This is a genomic window from Bacillus sp. K2I17 (assembly GCF_002209985.1).
Taxonomy (GTDB): Bacteria; Bacillota; Bacilli; order Bacillales; family Bacillaceae_G; genus Bacillus_A; species Bacillus_A wiedmannii.
The window spans coordinates 1-16,989 of sequence record NZ_NJGF01000054.1; the positions used below are offsets into that span (position 1 = coordinate 1).

Genomic DNA, 16,989 nt, shown 5'->3' on the forward strand with positions numbered 1-16,989 from the left:
CGTACAATGAATTGCAAAAATTACTTACAATTGCATAAGATTTAATTGTACTCACCCTAAATTTTTATCTGTTAAGAAACTTTGCAACAGAACCATAATAAATATAGTTTCAATAGGAATTACCTATTATAATAAAATCAAGATGGAAATTTACTTTCCTTAATTTGTGATTCATATCCAAACGGACATTATCGTTATCAATTTGATGGGTGACTACATCTGCTTTGCTGTAATAGAGCATCATACATTTCTTAATAGATTATTGAAAAGAAAAAAGCTCTGCACTTCGCAGGCTTTCTTTATGATTTAATTATTAAATTATTCATAAAATCCCCTATAGAATTCGCCTGGAATATGCGGAAATAAGAAGATTGAACGTCGTAATGTTTGTCAGTAATGATTAGGATTGAAGGGAAAAATTTAGAAGCTTTCGGTTGCCAAGATTCATTGTGCCATTCTTGACTATGGAAGTATAACTCGTATCTATTTATCTTATCTTGCATTATTTTTTTACTGTATACTGACTTTTGAACTTCAATAAAAAATGGGGATCTACGCCATATCGTAAAGGCATCTGGCTCCATATACTCTTTCCCATACTTAGGTTCCACTTTGAATAGTTTAGGATTTTCGTAGTAGACAAGTTGTTTGTATACGTCCACAATACCAAGGAAATGAGGAATTTTTTGACTCGTTTTTTTGATAGAACTTGGTTGTGGAAAATAAATGTATGGGTGCTGTAATACATTTGCATCAACATAACCATCTCTCCTTAATCGTTTCATAACCGTATTACAACAAGTTACTGCATTCTTTAAACCTTGAAAATGCAAGTCAATAATATCATCACGAGACATGCATCTAAATCGCTTCAAATCATTTAAAATTCCCTTATCTCTACTCCTCATCATCTAACACCCCAAATAAAGGAATTTCTTCTTTTAGAGGAATTTGGAGCATTTTCTCTTCTTTAGACATGCGATAAGGTTCAACAATTTGTTTTGCCTTACTTAATTCCAAATAAGGTGCTTGCACTTTTTTTAATCCATTTCGTTTTAATATCATTTGGCCCGATTGCTCTAAATGCTCTGAACCAGGAGTACCCATGATATTACTATTAATCGCACTATCGCATTTAAAACCAATTCTTACGGTCATATTGAGTTTTAACTTACCATCTAAAACCTTTGCATCTGGCCTCTGCATACTAAGCATAAGAAAGACTCCAAGTGATCGGCCGATTGCTGAAATCTTTTCAATTGTAGTCATACACTCTTTTTCATCTTTAAGCATAGCCACTTCATCGATAGCCAATAAAATATATGGTTTTTGATTATCAGGATTCAATTTGTTGTACGCATCAATATGGTCAACCTCAAATTGTTCCATAAGTTTTCTTCGTTCTCTGATTTCCCTCCATAGCTTTTGAAGCATTATTTTCATTTCGATTTCTTCCATACAAACTTCTTTTACATGCTTCACTCTTCGCAAGAAATGAAATTCAGAATTTTTTAGATCTCCAAGATACAAATGCAACTTATCAGGTGACATATATTGAATGAATGTGGAAAGTACAACATGCACCATACTACTTTTCCCGCTTCCCGTTTCCCCTGCAATTAATAAGTGTGGTGTATTGGAATCAATCATATCGTATGTAATCATTTTTCCAAATTGATCCCGGCCAACCACAACAGGAAGACGATATTCCTTTAATAATGACTGCCACTCTTTATAACAGTACTTATAAGGTTTTAATCCAGTATCTGAATGGAATACATGTAGTACAAACTTTTTCACATCCCCTTCAATCGTAATATTCCGTCCTAATATTTGCTGGAAACAAAACCACTTCTTTTCAATCTTTTGTGGATCTAATCCGTTTGGTATGGTAAATACATATCTCACGCTTTCTGTTGAAGAAGAAACCTTATGTACCTTTGGATAAATAGGCAATTTCCCTCCACGTGTTTGATGTTCCGTATATAGACCTGCTTTTACAAACACCTCTATAAGGCGATTTCTTAACTTTTGTGTATGAAGCCACTCCTTTATAATCCTCATTACTCCATTCCTCCCTAAAACATGATTACGATGCGAACAAATGCATATCCAATCAAGCAAACTCCCCCAATTCGCATACCGTAATAAATACTTCCACTCAAAAACTTTGCAGCAAATATATGTTCATTTTGTACCAAATACTTTTCTAACAAGACTGCCCCAATTAAAACCGTCCCCATTATTCCTAATGCAATATAAGTATTTAACACTTGATCGGACATATGAAAGAATGCAAAAGGACTTAATGAATTGTATTTACGAATTGTATTTTCTTTATCTTTGTATGACCGATCTATAAACTTGCGGAAAAAAATCCTTTCTTTCCATACTCGCATTTAAATGCCTCCGTTCTCTTTATAAACAGAATAAGAAAACTTATAAAACATAGGGGTGATTCACTTATTACCTTGTTAACATTACTTTGATAGTTAATTTGGTATGTACTTTGCCAATACAAAGTCGAATTGATTTGATATCTATCTTGATAATACGTTTGCTAGCAACTTTGATAGCGACCTTGATACATCATATTGCGAACAGCTTGTACATTATTAACACTTTTGTTTAAAAAAATCATGCTTTGGTAAAAATGTGATTAATAGAGTATCTACGAATAGGAGTGTTCGCAGTGTTTGGCTTAGGAAAACCATTATCTAAGTTTGGTAAATTTTTAAGAAAGAATGATATTACTCAAACGGAATTAAAGGAATGGAGTGGGGTAAACCAAAATACAATTAGCCGTATCTCTCGTTCGAATCAATACAAGCCTTCATTAGGGAATGGTCAAAAGATAATTAGGGCCTTAAAAAGAAAAGGATTCGGCGTAGACTTTGAAGATTTTTGGATGTGATAATTCGCTTAATATGTACTACTGTATCAACACTACACTTTAATGAAAGAGATATTCAAAAATGAATATCTAATAAAAAAGATCAACTACCATTTAAAGTAGTTGATCTGCATGTGCAATCTCTATAAAAAATACATATTATATTTACTTACTACATTATAAGGTTTTTAACTTCTATCCTTAAACATACTATCTAGGATTCTATCCTAGAATCTGAACTTATATCTTAAATCCACCAATTAATTCTTGAAGTTCTTCGGCCATCTGTGCTAATTGTATTGCTGAAGAATTTATCTCTTCCATAGAAGCATGTTGCTCCTCAGATGAACCGGCTATCGTTTGCATACTTGAAGAATTCTCTTTCACAGCCATAGATATTTGATTAATTGATGTATCGACTTCCATTACATCACTTGTCATTTTATTTGATAATTCCACCATACCATGTACTTTTGACACGATATCATTTGCAGATTTTGAGATTTCATAAAAACTTTGTTTTGTATCATTCGCAACCTGAATCCCCGACTGCACTTCAACTCCTACTTCATTCATAGCTTTTACAGTCTCATGTACATCTGCTTGTATTTCATTAATTAAACTTCCAATTTCCATTGAAGATTCGGATGATTGCTCCGCTAACTTCCTGACCTCATCGGCAACAATTGCAAAGCCACGCCCCTGTTCTCCTGCTCTAGCCGCTTCAATCGCTGCATTCAATGCTAATAAATTTGTTTGTGCTGCAATATTTTGAATTACTTCTAATATACTTCCGATTTGCTGCGATTTTTTATCTAATAATTTAATTACATTATCGGATTGAGAAACAGAATGATGGATAGACTCCATTTGCGTTACAGTTTGTTCTACTAATTGTTCGCCCTCATTGGCTTTTTGTTTTGTGTATAAGGATGAAGCCGATACTTCAGAAGCATTATCAGCTACGCATTGAATATTACGCGTGACCTCACCAATTAATTTCGCTCCAGACGCAACTTCATTATTTTGAACTTCTGCACTATTAGATATTTCTTCCATTTCTTTTGTAATTTGTTCTGTCGCAACACTGGCTTGCTCTACGCTAGCGGTTAGTTCCTCAGATGAAGCAGCCACATGTCCTGCAGATGTATTAATTTGAGAAATTAAATTACGCAACGACTCTGCCATTGCATTGAAACTACCACCTAATTGACCAAGTTCATCCTTTGAACGAATATCTATTTTCTCAGTTAAATCTCCCCGGCTAATTCTTTGAGCTGAAATAACTAATTGCCTTAGTGGATTAATAATAGATTTAAGAATGAAGAAAATTACAATTCCACCTAACAACAATGAAGCCCCTATTATAGTGAGCGTTTTATAAAAAATAGGATTGGTAGCTTCTTCAATTTCTTTAATAGGCATTACACCAGCTATTTTCCAACCTGTTTTTTTGTTTGTTTTAAAGCTTATGTTTCGATCCTCGCCATTAAGGCTATAAGTAATTACTCCATCTTCTTTCTTGTATAGTTCATCTGCTAATGATTTCTCTAATTTCTCACCTGGCTTAAGTGTAGGATGAACAACTATAGTCTTATCTTGACTTACTATAGATACAAAGCCTTGTTTTCCTATTTTTATCATTTTAGAAGTTTTTACGATATCATCAATATTCAAGTCCACACCAATGACACCACTTTTATCAGCATTTTGTTTTGCAATTGCTATTACCATATTTCCTGTAGCTTTTGATTTATAGGGTGACGAAACAATAATCTCTCCATTAGCTTTTACTGCATCCTTATACCAACTACTTTCTAACGGATTAAATCCTTCTGGTATTTTTCCAACAGGTGCATGGATAAATTGATTATTACTAGATGTAGTATAAATCGTTTCTATCTCTGGATGTAACTGTATATATTGATCAAATTTACTTTGTACATTTTGCAATTGGTCAGCATTATAATCACCTTGTGTAAGTATCTTTGCAAAATGAGTTACATCTACATGTTTATTTTCTAATTCATCATCAACTATCTTATTTAAAATACTCACATTATCTTTCGCGGTTTGTAGAATTGTTTCATTAAGATCTGTTCTTGCTTTATCATAAGACGATACCCCTACGACAAGACTTGGTATAATTAATATTGCAATAAATGCCATAGACAACTTCGTTTTAAGCTTCATTTGTTCCAATCTTTCTTTTATTTTAAACACTATCTACTTCTCCCTTTCATTCTTACAACTGATATAGTTTATTTAATTGTTTGCTCCTTTATTTTTTCTACATTCATTTATGGTATTATTCGAAATGAAATTACCGTTACATCCCTTTACGTGTATCTTCTCATATAGCGATTTATTTTTTACAAGTGAAGCTGTATCTATCCCCTTTCAAATATGTAATTTTTTTATAGTAAGCAATGTTAAGACTACGAATTATTCTAAATTAACTGGAGGAAACATAGACTTCAGTTAAAAGATGATTTTTGGCTTTGATTGAATCAAAAGTTTAATTTAGAACGATTCACATTGGATGAAATCCTTACCATACTAAATTTTCTATAACTTAACTAAGTTAATTTATTCTTTGAATAACTATACTTAACAACCTTTTAACCACTCTGACCGCTTCACTACATTCATTTATCTATTTACTACAGCCACTTTTGTTTTATCGGATACTAAACCATAAATTCTAAATAGGAGAATAAAATAAATTGGAGGACTTCATTGTAACACGTATACATAAGTTTTAAATATTAAAATTAAGAAATATTTTTTATTATTCTCATCTTCATGAATTACTAATAATAGATTGGTAATTTTCAGGCGATTACGTCTACATCGGGGGATTACAGAATTTATCATTTTAGCCAAGGTCTTTACTTCATTGTAAGGGCTTTTATTTTTTATAAAAATCCATCCTAAAAATGTTATAATTACACCATTCCTTTTACATTCATAAGAAGAATTTAAAAAGATTAGAATATTTAAAGAGAGGAGGAAACTACTAATGTATACACAAGACAACTTTTATAAAAAATTAATTGCGGAACAAAGGATAGTAAATATTATCCTACTCAACGGAGTTAGAATACCTGGAATCATTATTGCTGTGGATAAATTTTCAGTGCTAATCTCCAGCAATGGAAAACAACAATTCCTATATAAGCAAGCAATTTCAACGGTCGCTGTATAAAATACCATAAGTTTTGATGTTTCATTTTTAATATTCTTCACTTTAAAATTAAATTTGAATTATATTATATTGTATAAAGCAATAAAAAAGGAATCCTTATTAAAAGGATCCACCCCAGGAAAATATAAAGAGATACATAAATAAAAAGAATTAGGTATATTATAATATAAAAACAAATAAAACATATTGAGAAATAAATAATTAGATTGAATATTCTAACCATTAAACATAAAATGAGTATGAGTCTAATAGCAACTAATCTCTAAACCCTTGTATGAAAAAAAGGTCAGGTATCATGATCTCTTTTTCATACATAATTTTGGCCTGTGCATACAGGCTCTTTTTATTTGATAGAAAAGAATAATGTTTGCTATACTAAATGCGCAGAAATATATGCAAAATCACAAATAAAACAAGGGTAGCCTGGCATAGCTGCCCTTGTTTCATTTTTATTCTCGTAACCTACTATTTAGCTTAAGTTATTTATAAACCTAGCACACTAACAATCTGGCATGCTTTGGAATTTACAATATGATAGTACATCTCTAACCCTCTTCTTTCCGAACGAAGAATTTTCCCACGCATCTTAGATAAATGCTGAGATACAGTCGATTGAGGCACTTCTAATAACTCCGTTAACTGTGTCACATTACAAACTTTACGATGTTCTAATTCTTTCACAATTTGTAATCTAACTGGATGAGCCATAATCTTCAATAATTCTACATCCGCCTCTGGAATTTTGTGCATTTCTTTACTTATTTGCATCTCTGTCATATTTTATTTCTCCTTTTCTACCTTCATTATTTTTAATATCAATTTATGAGTGTTTTATAATTGTACGAGTACATATAGTTCATAATCACTGACCCTTTTGCTCTTCTTTATCTTTGTGGGGTTTTGCATAAAGAAGTATTATAATGGCTAAAAATCCAACAAAAGATAGCATAGGGATCGAGATGAAGCCAAACAAATTCAAGGAATCTTCTGTACAAGAAACTCCTACTGAACACATCTTCAATTCACTTGTAGGAAAAGCCTGAATCGTGATTTGATAAACGGCTATTAATAGGCCAATACATACAAATGGAAATGCATATGTACTTACGTATGGATCTTTTCTAAACATACCTATACCTAATATTAATACTAGTGGATACATGGCCATCCTTTGATACCAGCACAAATCACATGGAGGCAGCTTCATCCATTCACTAAAAACCAAACTTATGATTGTTGCACTAGTAGCTGTCATCCAAGCAATTGCAATTTGATACTTTCGAATGATTGACATCCTATATTCCCCTCACCTGTCTTATTTAGAATGTAAAACGTTTGCTAATATATGACTGGTTTATTTCCGTGTTTCGGTTACCCCGTTTTAGTAGACAGTATCCAATCTTTGATACCTTCCCAGTCATAACCCTTCTCTTTTAATTCTAAAGGGAAAAGATTCTCAAAATCATCACGCGTTACATACATGGCTTCTAACGCTTTTGCTAGCGGGCCAAATCTATATACAATATGTGTATTCACCCTTTTGTTTTTCTTTTTTGCTACCGCTAAATATACATACCGTCTTTCTTTCGTTAAAACAAACTTCAAAAATCCAGGTACTTGACTCACTTTTCGCACTCCTTTTTGGTTTTCCATACCCTTATTAAAAAGAAAAGGTATGGAAAACTATTAAATCTCACTTTATTAATTTAATAAATGTCCCGTTTTTTTGATTTGAAAATACAAGAAGACGCTCATCATAACAATATTTATTACACCAGCTGCAGCACCAATTTTGAAGATAGCATACACATATTCATTACTACTAAAAGGTAATAGACTCGCGAAAATAAATAAAATTGAAATAATAAAGGATAAGAGCATATTTCTTTTGTTTTCATTCATTCAAAAAACCTCCATTTTGTACGAATATTTATATTGCAATAGATTGGGTGCTAGGTCGCATCATTACGGTTATAATGATGTTTCTCTTCATCCACATATCCTTTAATGCTCCACACACCAATCTTTGATGCCTTTGCTTCTTTTTCAATTTCTAGCATTTGTGGAAATAGTAAAGTGTTAGGTTTTGAAATGTAAGCTACAGTCCCATATCCTGATTTGACCATTAATTCGCTGATATGTATCTCTTCACAAAATACATATGCCAATTCCCTACCATACTTGTCCTATTTTCGTCCACAATCATAGACCAATGTTACACTTTTTCCATATAATTGTTTCTTTAGAAATAAGGATGCTTCTTTTCCCATCTTTTGTGGTGGAATTATTTGGAGATACAGAATCCGGGGTATCCATTAAGAGCAATCTTACAGTCCGGTTCTGCCTATTTATGATCTGGTCTATCGTATCTCCATCCTTTAGCTACCTTTCCTTTAACTATTTTTAAGCCTTTTAATTGTTGATATGTTACTTATAAACAATTCCCGTTCCCGCTCTTTTTTCAGAAACTTATAGAAAACAAAAAAGGACACACCGATGGCATATGTATGCGTAGGTGTGTCCTTTTGCAAGATAGATTTAGAAGTATTTTGATACTTTCATCATATCATAAATCTAATTAATTTTATATACAAAATTAATAATTATAAAACAGTTGTAGGTGAGGATGGTTTCATACCTACATTCATATAAACAATTTGTTAATCCAATTGATCACCTGCTACTAAAATAATATCTTTTTACCCATTATTTCTTTCACTATACTAAAAAAATTAACATGTTGAGGATTAGCAGAAAAGCTATTATGCATAGCGCAAACTGATAACTTATACTGATCATCAATATCATATTGTTTAACAAAAATGGATGACTTTGAAAAACCTGTTGAAAAGTTGTCTAACTGAGGCGACACTCTAGAAAAAGGAATAAGGGGAATTATACATGTGATATTTTAAAGTATTCCCCGAAAGAATTCTCCTTCCTCAAGCGTGTGAAGGGCGTAACCCAACGATAGATGGGAGATGAATTTCGGTTTGGCAAAGTAGGAGCTATATGAAGTTCTTTGATAACTTGATATAGGAGGTTGTAGTAAGAAAATAGAGTGCGAAAACCAAGCCATTCGGTTCCTGTGTAAAATATCAACCTTACCACAAGAGCGTCCATGCGTTGGACATCTAGGTGTAACCCCCCGAAATAACGCTCAAGGAATCTAAAGGTTACTTTCTTCGGGGAACTACTCGCCACTTCAAGCTTCGCTAAGTGGCGAGTAGTTCACAACAGAACCTTCCTGACCATATCAATTGACTTTTTGATATGGTATTTCAACACCTTCATCGATAAATAAATGCTTCGCATCATCTACATAACTCATCGTATTACGTATCCAATAATATGACTCATCTATTTTAAAAAGTGGCACAGACAACTGATGTTCAAATGAAATTATAAATTGTACATCCTTTTTAATTGTAAATCTTGTGCCAAGTCCATCTGCTAATTCATAGCAACCCGTAATATCATCTTTAATAGTGAGCGGTAAAGTCATCACATATTTTGGTGCTTCTACAGCATATTGTATTCCCATTAAGTAATGCATAATTTCTTGTTCATATTGAGGAAACACTTCTTGATTCGTCGCTAACACAATCACTTCCCCTGTAGATATATTCATAAACGCTTGTGCTGAGCAACCAAGCCATCCACCTGTATGGCCAACCCACTCATTTTGAATGATAAAACCATAACTATAATTATTATTGACTTCTGTCGGTGTTAACATAAATTGAACAATCTCTTTGCTAATGTACTGACCTTGCTGTAATGCTTTTAAAAACTTCGCTACCTCTGCGACTGTTGCATAAATACCACCGTCACCATATTGATTATTATATTTTTCGATTTCGTGTAAATATGGGTCATCAAGCACCTTTTTATATTGTTGCTCCTCATAATTAAACGTTTGACCTTGCGCTACAAATTGCTTTATGGGTTGCGTGGTCATATGAGTAAGATTTAATGGTTCTGCAATATATTGTTGCAAATACGTTTCATACGATAAACCACTCACTTTTTCAATTATTTTGGCAAGTAAAACATAATTCGTATTACTATAAGACCAATGCTCATTTGATGTATATTGTGGTAGCACTCCTTCGATAAATGTTTCAACACTTATTGTTAAATCTTCCGTGATATACTCTGGAATACCAGATGTGTGTGTAAGTAATTCTGCAACTGTTACTTCTGTAAAATATGGTACGTTAAACCAACATGTAATTTTATCTTCTAACTGTAGCTGTCCTTTTTCAATTAGCTGAAACGTCATTACCGCTGTAAACATTTTACTTAATGATGCTAGATTAAATTGTGTATTTTTGTTAATAAGGTGCTTCTTTTCGAGTTCTTGATAACCATGAAAATACTGATTGATTTGTCCGTTTTTTTCATAATAAACTGCACCGTTAAAAGCGATATTTTCAAGTAAACCCCTCATATTTTATCCCCCTAAACAAATTAGATATCTAACATATTAGACGTGAAGGGATTTTTATAATTCCTTCATCACAATTCCCCTTAATTTATCAACAATTCTTTCAAATTCATCTAGCTCTTCTGATGAAAGTTTGCTGTAAATTTTATCTGCAATTTGCTGTTCTACATAATCTTGCTTCGAAAAATACTCCAATCCATTTTCATCTAACGTTATATATATTTCACGTCGATTTTGAAGATTAATTTCTCGTTTGATATATTTATTCTTTTCTAATTTCGCTATTAATTGGCTAACCGCGCTAGAGCTTATATTCATTTCAATCGCAATTTCGCCGACCGTAATACGTTTCGCTAAATATACAATATCTAATACAACAGCTTGTTGTGTTGTAATGCCACTATTTAAATATTGCTTGTAATGTTTATATATCAAGCGGTTTATTGTATATTCAGCTTCATTAACGCGTTTAACTTGTTCATATAAAGACAAAAAATCACCCACCAACATGTTAGATACCTAATATATTATCAAGTGATTTGTTAAACGTCAATCATATGTCAAACCTTTCCCTGTTTCTTTGTATGCGTAATCCCATAGGGAAAGGAAATGATTGAATACAAAGCGAGAACAACCAATCGTTTTGTTGATTAGAATTGCTTGTGCTTGATTTGGATAGATATGAAACTTATAGGCTTTATTAATCATCATTTCATCCACATCCCTTTCGATATATGACTATTACACAAAACGTATATTCTTCATATGGTAAATTTACACTTTATATGTGTCGAACAATTACGATGCCTTCCTGCCTTGTACTTTACATGAAACATGTTCAATTCATCGAGAATATCGAGTATATTTTTGTAAATAATAATGTTGTTAAACGTTAAATCGAGGAGGATTTGTATGCAAGGTCATAAAAAAGCTATAAAAAGCACTGGTTCTATTATGAAACCAGATTTTGCTGAAACTGATGCACAAAAAGTGAAACAAGAAATTCAGAACGATGTAAGAGCGGGACAAGGAGCAATGACTTCCCGAGAAGCAGGGGCAATGCGAGATTAAGAAAACACTCCTTATTGGTTTTTTCTTTTCTAGAAATTTAACCAGTAAGGAGTTATTGCAGAACTATTTTAGCTTTTTATATTTATCATTTAAAAACATAATGCATTTCTTTTGTAGATCATAGGTTAATTTCACATCAAATTTTTCACGATTAAATCTCTTTTTTCAAACTAAGATTATTTTCTTTCAAATAATTTATTGCATCTTTGTTCACCGCTCGTAAATCTATACCTTGTTTTTCCGCTGCAAATGAACATCCACAATAACATTGACGGAAAACATCATATTCATTACACATTTCAATTGAGCGTTGATATCCATTACTTTTTTTAAAATCACTTGGTAAATAACGTGAATCATAATTTTGTTGCACACCAATTCCAAGTTCATTTATTAATTGGCTATTTTTATTTTTAGAAAGAGTAATTGCACTGCCGAAGTAATCAAATCCCCTTTCCTGTGCTACCTCAGCTGAACGATCCAATCTCATATCAAAACAAGCTGAACAACGAAGCCCACCTTCTGGCTCTTCTGCCAAACCTTCTTCTTTTACCATTTTAAAAAATACATTTGAACGATATTCATCCTCCATAAATCCTACTGTGTGCCCTGTACGATCATTAAACTTGTCTACAAAAATTCTTTGTTCATTAGAGCGTCGCATGTATTCACTTTTCGGATGGATATTTGAATTTGAGAAGAAGATTGTAACATCTGCATGTTCTGCAAGAAATTCCAATGAAGAAGTACTACAAGGAGCGCAACACGAATGAAGTAACACTTTTGGTCTTTCGTTCCTTGCGTCCCAATCTTTAATCATTTTTCTTAATACTTTGTCATAATTTATTTTTTGATTCTTCATTTTTTGTAAATACGTTTCAACATCTAACACTTCTTTCACAACTAAACCTCCTATTTATTTTTATTTATCTATTTTATCATTTGCATCCATAAATACAAATATAGTTATACTTATCTATTTATCAGTCTTAAAACGGTTTTTATGGACTTTTGATGACGGTCCAAATAATGTACGTAGTCTATTACCTTTATGTCTACAATATATTTTTAATCATTCTTTTTCATCACAAAATCTTTTGGGTTACCTTTTAACTGATAATACTTCACGTTAAGACGAATAACTACTACGATGATTACCAAAAATCCTATTATATATAACATTGTTCCTTTCTCCGTTTCTTATTGTTTAGCGAACCTATTCTGTAAATACTTCACGTGTTTCTTCTCAATATCCTTACCTGTAATATTAGCTCGCAAAATAGTTTGGTAGATATGCTCAACCTCGTCTTTTGTTAGTTTCAGATCAATATAAGATTCAATACATTTTTTCAGATCGTTATAATATAAGATATGTTTATCTTTCGAATGAACATTTACCCTTTTTAGACTGCATTTTGGATGAAACGCCACAATAGAGATACACGGCAGCTGTTGTTCCATCACCCATTCAATTGCTTTTATATGTTTATAATTTTGTCGAAATGGGTTTTGAAAAGAGGATTTCTTTCTAAAAATACCCTGTGTCCATCTGGCTGATTTCTCACTTCCATAGATCCAGCCCTCGTAGTTCTTTGTCTCTATAACAAATACACCTGTTTCCGCAATAACAATATGGTCAATTTGCGTTGTATCACCATACTCCGTATGAACCGTCACATCATGTAACACATAATAACTTTTGGGATCTAATTTGCCCAATATACGTTTTACTAGTCTTTCCCCGGCTTTCCATTTCGGTACATGTTTTTTTAAAACAATGTTCAAAGGAATCAGAATCACAATGAGAATCACTTCGAATATCAATACTTTCATAATAAAAGCCTCCTTTTCACACTCTTGCGTTTCTGCGCATCAAACGATATACATACGTTTCTAACCCTAAAATAAAATATGAGATACATAAGCCTTTTATCACCATCTCGACGAATCCCAATGCTAAAGAAACAAGGAGCCCACCCCGAAACTGAAAGGGTCTAGTTACCCTTCTATTTACTGGTTTTTCAATGACTCCAAAGTTAGCCCAGGTAGGTAAACGGTTTTCTACATTCTTTATTGTGCCCATTAATCCGTATTTTAGCGACAGAATGAAACATCCGATTAATAAATATATAATGGAAGAAAAATAGACAGATAGACCCATAACAATAATTGTGAGCAGCCAACCGATTAAAATGGAATTTCGCAAAACATTATATTCTCGATTTCTTTTCAAAACAAACAGTCCTTTCAAAATAAATCAGGTTATTTTTAAACGGGAAATATTCACATTCAATTATAAGCATGATATGATACATCTCTATTAATTTACGAACTAGCCTAAAGAGGATTGTAATAGACATGTTAAAGCTTATAGTAGATAATACGGTAACAGAACAAGAAACAGATTCAGTTTTTTCAAACCTTTTCACCTGCAAAAATACAACTGTATTTCTAAGTGGCATATTATCTCCTATATCGCCGGAAATACTTGAAGAATATGAAAGAAGAAAACAAATAGATAGATAAAAGGTACTGAATGTAGATTCAGTACCTTTTCCATCTTTATATATATTTTTTCACATATTAGCAAATAACCATGGAGCGAGTACGGCTAACATACACAGCAAACAAGAACCCGTTATAACACGGTTGGACCAACGGTAATACTCTGGCTGTTTCGTACTCTCATGAATTTTTCTTAAACGAATACCTGCGATTAACATAAACGGTGTGAAAATAAGTGCTGTTGCTTTAAACAGGTTTAAAAAATCCGTAAAGATGTTCATAAACGAAAATACATCCGAACTGAACAAGAAGTACACACTTAGTCTCAGGGAAATCATACTAATAAATGAGAAAATCATACTTCCAGTTGCCCACTTCATCCACTGGCCATTCTTTGTAATTAACGCCATTACCATGACAATAATGCCTAATACGAATGAAATAGAAAAGATATTTACTCCTACCTTAAAAGCCGGTGCATACAAACCTTCAATCTTTTGTATGATTGATGAGCCAAATGAATCATCTTTCTCTTTTATTTTCGTTCGATTGTTTAACCCCTCTTTAAAGGATGACGAAACATCATTTCCCTTTAATTCATTAAAATCTACTTTTACAGAGGCCTGAGCTGCTTGTAAGGGGATAAAAAGTAAAGCCATTAAAACAAGCGTACATAAGACTCCTATCATCCTTTTTTCTTGTTTCATCACACATCCCCCGCTAATTTTGGTTTAACGCTCTTTAATTTGATTTGATTTCCTTCTGCAACATAATAGAGATCTGCCGCATAATAGATATTTGCTTTTGTATATGCCCCCATAATTGCATTCGCGATTTCTTCCTTCTCTACTGCCATATGTGTTTCATTTTCATTGTAAAATCCAATTTCAATTCGATTAATATTATTATTTAATACTGTAAGATGTAACTCTCTTAAGCTATCTAAACGATTGCCTAATCCACACACTAACTTAAATACTTTATTTGCAATTGTTGGTGGTTTAACATACGTCGTATTAAAATGAATAGTTTCATCATCTATCACTCCATCCTCCTCAACTGTGCATGTCATAATGAAAGAATGATTTTGTTTTTCTATTTCTTGTTGACTCAACCTCCGATCAATGACATATTTCAAGCTTATTGATAGATTTTCTATATATTCATCCAGTTCGGTATTGGAAATTTTAACTACCGAGAATTCCGGAAAAATCATGTAAGCGTGTATATTAGAACTACTTTTACTTACACGTAATAACTGAACTTGTTTCTTTTCATAGCGCACCGCTTGTTCTAATTTTTCTACTACGTTGTTGTTTATATGATCAATTGCCATATATTATCACTCCTATTTAATTTGATAAAATAGTTTTTCATACAATAATCATGTTTTGATGCTATCTATTTAAAGCATTGGAATATTACGGAGAGTTCTCAATTCTCCTGTTTTAAGGCTGTTAATCACCTAAACCTTAAAACATTTTAATATTACAATGATGTACAGTGTTCCATTATAGTCGAATATCCTAATATGGTGAATCGTTCTATCTCACTCATTTGTACAAAAACAAAAAAATTTTATCCTTGTAAAAATGAGTGAGAAAATGCTGTTTTTCATGCTATTTAACTAAGAAAATACAACTAGGAAATACATTCAGATATTTCCTAGTTATCTACCACTCCATCTAACTAATGTATAGGAATACGATGAATCAATTTTTAATTCTAAATACAGCAGTTGATTTTCTGGTAATATTTCTCCCCCTGTATGAATCCAATAGCCCTTGTTATTAGATATGTTTATTACACAGGTAAATTCTTGCTCTCGTTCTACCACTTTAGCCGTCCATATCACAACCTGAAATTCTTCCTCTTCTGACACTAAATTTTGAACAGAAGTAGCATGTGCTGTTTCTTGTGGGATTTTCAGTTGTTCTAGTTCAGGAAATGTATCTTCATATCCTAATAATTCCTCTAGTGTATCCATATTGCTTGAAAATGGTATGTCCTCATCACTCGGAAATGAGTTATTATATACTGTTTCAGAAGCAGGAGCAGAGTGAAAACTCTTAACATGCTCCACTACTTCAGCATCAATTTTCTGTTCTAACTTGTTACTAAATTCTTCACCCAAATTCTTTTGAACAGTAATAGCAACTAAATCATATATAACTGCTACCTCTTTTTCTAAGGTGATTTCTTTTGTTAGGACAGTCATACGCTCTTGTTCCCTACCAATAGGTCTATTTTCTCTCGGGCACCAATAAACGGGACGTTCTACCGTTGTATTTTCTCTTTCTTCCCTCTTGGCTTCTTCTATTAGAAATTTTTTTCTTGAATTACGAACTACAAAAAATACATAACAAAATATACCGATAAAAATGTTTGTAAACATGGTATTCCCCTCTCGATTATGCAAATAAATCGAATTCAAATTGCCCATCGATTACTTTTCTTTTTCGTTCCCTTTCTTTTGAGAAGTATCTACTTCAACAATCCATTTATCCTAGAATGCAAAATCTTGTTTATGTACAAGCATACACTTACCCGTATTCAGTGTTTCCCTACTGTTGGTGAGGGTGGATAAAATCTCACCACTAAAACATTTTCTACACACATAATAGTTGCCCCCCAGTTCTTTTTTGCAATAAAAAAGGAAGATCCAAGTATATACATCACTCAGTTCTTCCTTTTCCCCTCTGTAAACTACCTAGATTTTATCGTTTTCCGACAGAAGACTCCTTCCTCAAAATTGTGAAGGTGTAAAACACCAATTTTAGGTGGGAGATGAATGTTGGTTGGCATAAGCCAACATGTTTGCTACCATATCCTTGTACAGATTGCTCTTTGAAAACTGAAGAT

19 protein-coding genes and 2 pseudogenes are annotated in these 16,989 nt (G+C 32.6%); 3 read left to right on the forward strand and 18 right to left on the reverse strand.

The window, feature by feature from the left end; translation table 11 throughout:
• Nucleotides 1-299: 299 nt before the first annotated feature.
• Genes CER22_RS28435 through CER22_RS28445 form a run of 3 tightly spaced genes read right to left on the reverse strand, consistent with a single transcriptional unit; the run spans nucleotide 300 to nucleotide 2,399 of the window.
• Nucleotides 300-875: a replication-relaxation family protein gene (locus CER22_RS28435; RefSeq protein ID WP_016090027.1), complete on the reverse strand. Its 576-nt coding sequence runs from the start codon at nucleotides 873-875 to the stop codon at nucleotides 300-302.
• A 22-nt stretch (nucleotides 876-897) separates the two neighbouring features.
• Nucleotides 898-2,064, reverse strand: coding sequence for an FtsK/SpoIIIE domain-containing protein (locus CER22_RS28440; RefSeq protein ID WP_088610215.1), 1,167 nt, complete (start codon nucleotides 2,062-2,064; stop codon nucleotides 898-900).
• Between the two features lie 14 nt (nucleotides 2,065-2,078).
• The gene (locus tag CER22_RS28445; RefSeq protein WP_088610216.1) at nucleotides 2,079-2,399 is read right to left on the reverse strand and encodes a hypothetical protein; all 321 of its coding nucleotides are present in this window, start codon (nucleotides 2,397-2,399) and stop codon (nucleotides 2,079-2,081) included.
• Nucleotides 2,400-2,692: 293 nt separating this feature from the next.
• Between CER22_RS28445 and CER22_RS28450 the strand changes: the two genes are divergently transcribed.
• On the forward strand, nucleotides 2,693-2,914 hold the full coding sequence (locus CER22_RS28450) for a helix-turn-helix transcriptional regulator (protein WP_016090024.1): 222 nt from the start codon (nucleotides 2,693-2,695) through the stop codon (nucleotides 2,912-2,914).
• A 219-nt stretch (nucleotides 2,915-3,133) separates the two neighbouring features.
• Here CER22_RS28450 and CER22_RS28455 read toward each other — a convergent pair whose 3' ends face one another.
• Nucleotides 3,134-5,116, reverse strand: coding sequence for a methyl-accepting chemotaxis protein (locus CER22_RS28455; RefSeq protein WP_142293590.1), 1,983 nt, complete (start codon nucleotides 5,114-5,116; stop codon nucleotides 3,134-3,136).
• Nucleotides 5,117-5,915: 799 nt separating this feature from the next.
• On the opposite strand from CER22_RS28455, the gene hfq reads away from it, so the two are divergent.
• Nucleotides 5,916-6,101 carry an RNA chaperone Hfq gene (hfq, locus tag CER22_RS28460; protein ID WP_088610217.1) on the forward strand — a complete coding sequence of 62 codons (186 nt, stop codon included), beginning with the start codon at nucleotides 5,916-5,918 and terminating at the stop codon, nucleotides 6,099-6,101.
• 483 nt (nucleotides 6,102-6,584) lie between these two features.
• Here hfq and CER22_RS28465 read toward each other — a convergent pair whose 3' ends face one another.
• The 8 genes and pseudogenes from CER22_RS28465 to CER22_RS28510 form a co-directional block, all read right to left on the reverse strand.
• Nucleotides 6,585-6,878 (reverse strand): ArsR/SmtB family transcription factor, encoded by a 294-nt coding sequence (locus tag CER22_RS28465; RefSeq protein ID WP_088057985.1) that lies wholly within the window; start codon nucleotides 6,876-6,878, stop codon nucleotides 6,585-6,587.
• 85 nt (nucleotides 6,879-6,963) lie between these two features.
• Nucleotides 6,964-7,395, reverse strand: coding sequence for a disulfide bond formation protein B (locus CER22_RS28470; protein ID WP_088610218.1), 432 nt, complete (start codon nucleotides 7,393-7,395; stop codon nucleotides 6,964-6,966).
• Between the two features lie 77 nt (nucleotides 7,396-7,472).
• Nucleotides 7,473-7,727 carry a hypothetical protein gene (locus tag CER22_RS28475; protein ID WP_088610219.1) on the reverse strand — a complete coding sequence of 85 codons (255 nt, stop codon included), beginning with the start codon at nucleotides 7,725-7,727 and terminating at the stop codon, nucleotides 7,473-7,475.
• Between the two features lie 75 nt (nucleotides 7,728-7,802).
• Nucleotides 7,803-8,003, reverse strand: a complete 201-nt coding sequence (locus CER22_RS28480) for a hypothetical protein (RefSeq protein WP_088610220.1) — start codon at nucleotides 8,001-8,003, stop codon at nucleotides 7,803-7,805.
• 50 nt (nucleotides 8,004-8,053) lie between these two features.
• Nucleotides 8,054-8,520: pseudogene (locus CER22_RS28485) on the reverse strand (thermonuclease family protein); the annotation flags it as partial.
• An 837-nt stretch (nucleotides 8,521-9,357) separates the two neighbouring features.
• On the reverse strand, nucleotides 9,358-10,554 hold the full coding sequence (locus CER22_RS28500; protein WP_088610221.1) for a serine hydrolase domain-containing protein: 1,197 nt from the start codon (nucleotides 10,552-10,554) through the stop codon (nucleotides 9,358-9,360).
• Between the two features lie 54 nt (nucleotides 10,555-10,608).
• Nucleotides 10,609-11,043 carry a MarR family winged helix-turn-helix transcriptional regulator gene (locus CER22_RS28505; protein WP_256943753.1) on the reverse strand — a complete coding sequence of 145 codons (435 nt, stop codon included), beginning with the start codon at nucleotides 11,041-11,043 and terminating at the stop codon, nucleotides 10,609-10,611.
• Between the two features lie 63 nt (nucleotides 11,044-11,106).
• A pseudogene (locus CER22_RS28510) lies at nucleotides 11,107-11,262 on the reverse strand (helix-turn-helix domain-containing protein); the annotation flags it as partial.
• Nucleotides 11,263-11,463: 201 nt separating this feature from the next.
• On the opposite strand from CER22_RS28510, the gene CER22_RS33325 reads away from it, so the two are divergent.
• Nucleotides 11,464-11,622, forward strand: a complete 159-nt coding sequence (locus CER22_RS33325; RefSeq protein WP_179211948.1) for a hypothetical protein — start codon at nucleotides 11,464-11,466, stop codon at nucleotides 11,620-11,622.
• Nucleotides 11,623-11,773: 151 nt separating this feature from the next.
• On the opposite strand, the gene CER22_RS28515 is transcribed toward CER22_RS33325, so the two are convergent.
• The 6 genes from CER22_RS28515 to CER22_RS28540 all read right to left on the reverse strand — a co-directional run bounded on the left by CER22_RS28515 (nucleotide 11,774) and on the right by CER22_RS28540 (nucleotide 16,522).
• Nucleotides 11,774-12,514, reverse strand: coding sequence for an epoxyqueuosine reductase QueH (locus CER22_RS28515; RefSeq protein ID WP_373452626.1), 741 nt, complete (start codon nucleotides 12,512-12,514; stop codon nucleotides 11,774-11,776).
• A gap of 308 nt (nucleotides 12,515-12,822) precedes the next feature.
• Entirely contained in the window at nucleotides 12,823-13,455 is a 633-nt protein-coding gene (locus tag CER22_RS28520; protein ID WP_088610225.1) for a nuclease-related domain-containing protein, read from the reverse strand.
• Between the two features lie 16 nt (nucleotides 13,456-13,471).
• The gene (locus CER22_RS28525; protein WP_088610226.1) at nucleotides 13,472-13,855 is read right to left on the reverse strand and encodes a hypothetical protein; all 384 of its coding nucleotides are present in this window, start codon (nucleotides 13,853-13,855) and stop codon (nucleotides 13,472-13,474) included.
• Between the two features lie 343 nt (nucleotides 13,856-14,198).
• Nucleotides 14,199-14,834, reverse strand: a complete 636-nt coding sequence (locus tag CER22_RS32740) for a hypothetical protein (protein WP_142293591.1) — start codon at nucleotides 14,832-14,834, stop codon at nucleotides 14,199-14,201.
• Nucleotides 14,834-15,463 (reverse strand): hypothetical protein, encoded by a 630-nt coding sequence (locus CER22_RS28535; RefSeq protein WP_088610227.1) that lies wholly within the window; start codon nucleotides 15,461-15,463, stop codon nucleotides 14,834-14,836. The genes CER22_RS32740 and CER22_RS28535 overlap by 1 nt, the downstream gene beginning before the upstream one ends.
• Nucleotides 15,464-15,796: 333 nt before the next feature.
• Nucleotides 15,797-16,522 carry a hypothetical protein gene (locus CER22_RS28540; protein WP_088610228.1) on the reverse strand — a complete coding sequence of 242 codons (726 nt, stop codon included), beginning with the start codon at nucleotides 16,520-16,522 and terminating at the stop codon, nucleotides 15,797-15,799.
• Nucleotides 16,523-16,989: the final 467 nt, after the last annotated feature.

Coding starts and splice junctions, on each gene's coding strand:
- hfq (WP_088610217.1), top strand. CDS start 5,916: ATGTATACACAAGACAACTTTTATAAAAAATTAATTGCGGAACAAAGG.
- CER22_RS28440 (WP_088610215.1), bottom strand. CDS start 2,064: ATGAGGATTATAAAGGAGTGGCTTCATACACAAAAGTTAAGAAATCGC.
- CER22_RS28470 (WP_088610218.1), bottom strand. CDS start 7,395: ATGTCAATCATTCGAAAGTATCAAATTGCAATTGCTTGGATGACAGCT.
- CER22_RS28520 (WP_088610225.1), bottom strand. CDS start 13,455: ATGAAAGTATTGATATTCGAAGTGATTCTCATTGTGATTCTGATTCCT.
- CER22_RS33325 (WP_179211948.1), top strand. CDS start 11,464: ATGCAAGGTCATAAAAAAGCTATAAAAAGCACTGGTTCTATTATGAAA.
- CER22_RS28445 (WP_088610216.1), bottom strand. CDS start 2,399: ATGCGAGTATGGAAAGAAAGGATTTTTTTCCGCAAGTTTATAGATCGG.
- CER22_RS28500 (WP_088610221.1), bottom strand. CDS start 10,554: ATGAGGGGTTTACTTGAAAATATCGCTTTTAACGGTGCAGTTTATTAT.
- CER22_RS28540 (WP_088610228.1), bottom strand. CDS start 16,522: ATGTTTACAAACATTTTTATCGGTATATTTTGTTATGTATTTTTTGTA.
- CER22_RS28480 (WP_088610220.1), bottom strand. CDS start 8,003: ATGAATGAAAACAAAAGAAATATGCTCTTATCCTTTATTATTTCAATT.
- CER22_RS28465 (WP_088057985.1), bottom strand. CDS start 6,878: ATGACAGAGATGCAAATAAGTAAAGAAATGCACAAAATTCCAGAGGCG.
- CER22_RS32740 (WP_142293591.1), bottom strand. CDS start 14,834: ATGAAACAAGAAAAAAGGATGATAGGAGTCTTATGTACGCTTGTTTTA.
- CER22_RS28535 (WP_088610227.1), bottom strand. CDS start 15,463: ATGGCAATTGATCATATAAACAACAACGTAGTAGAAAAATTAGAACAA.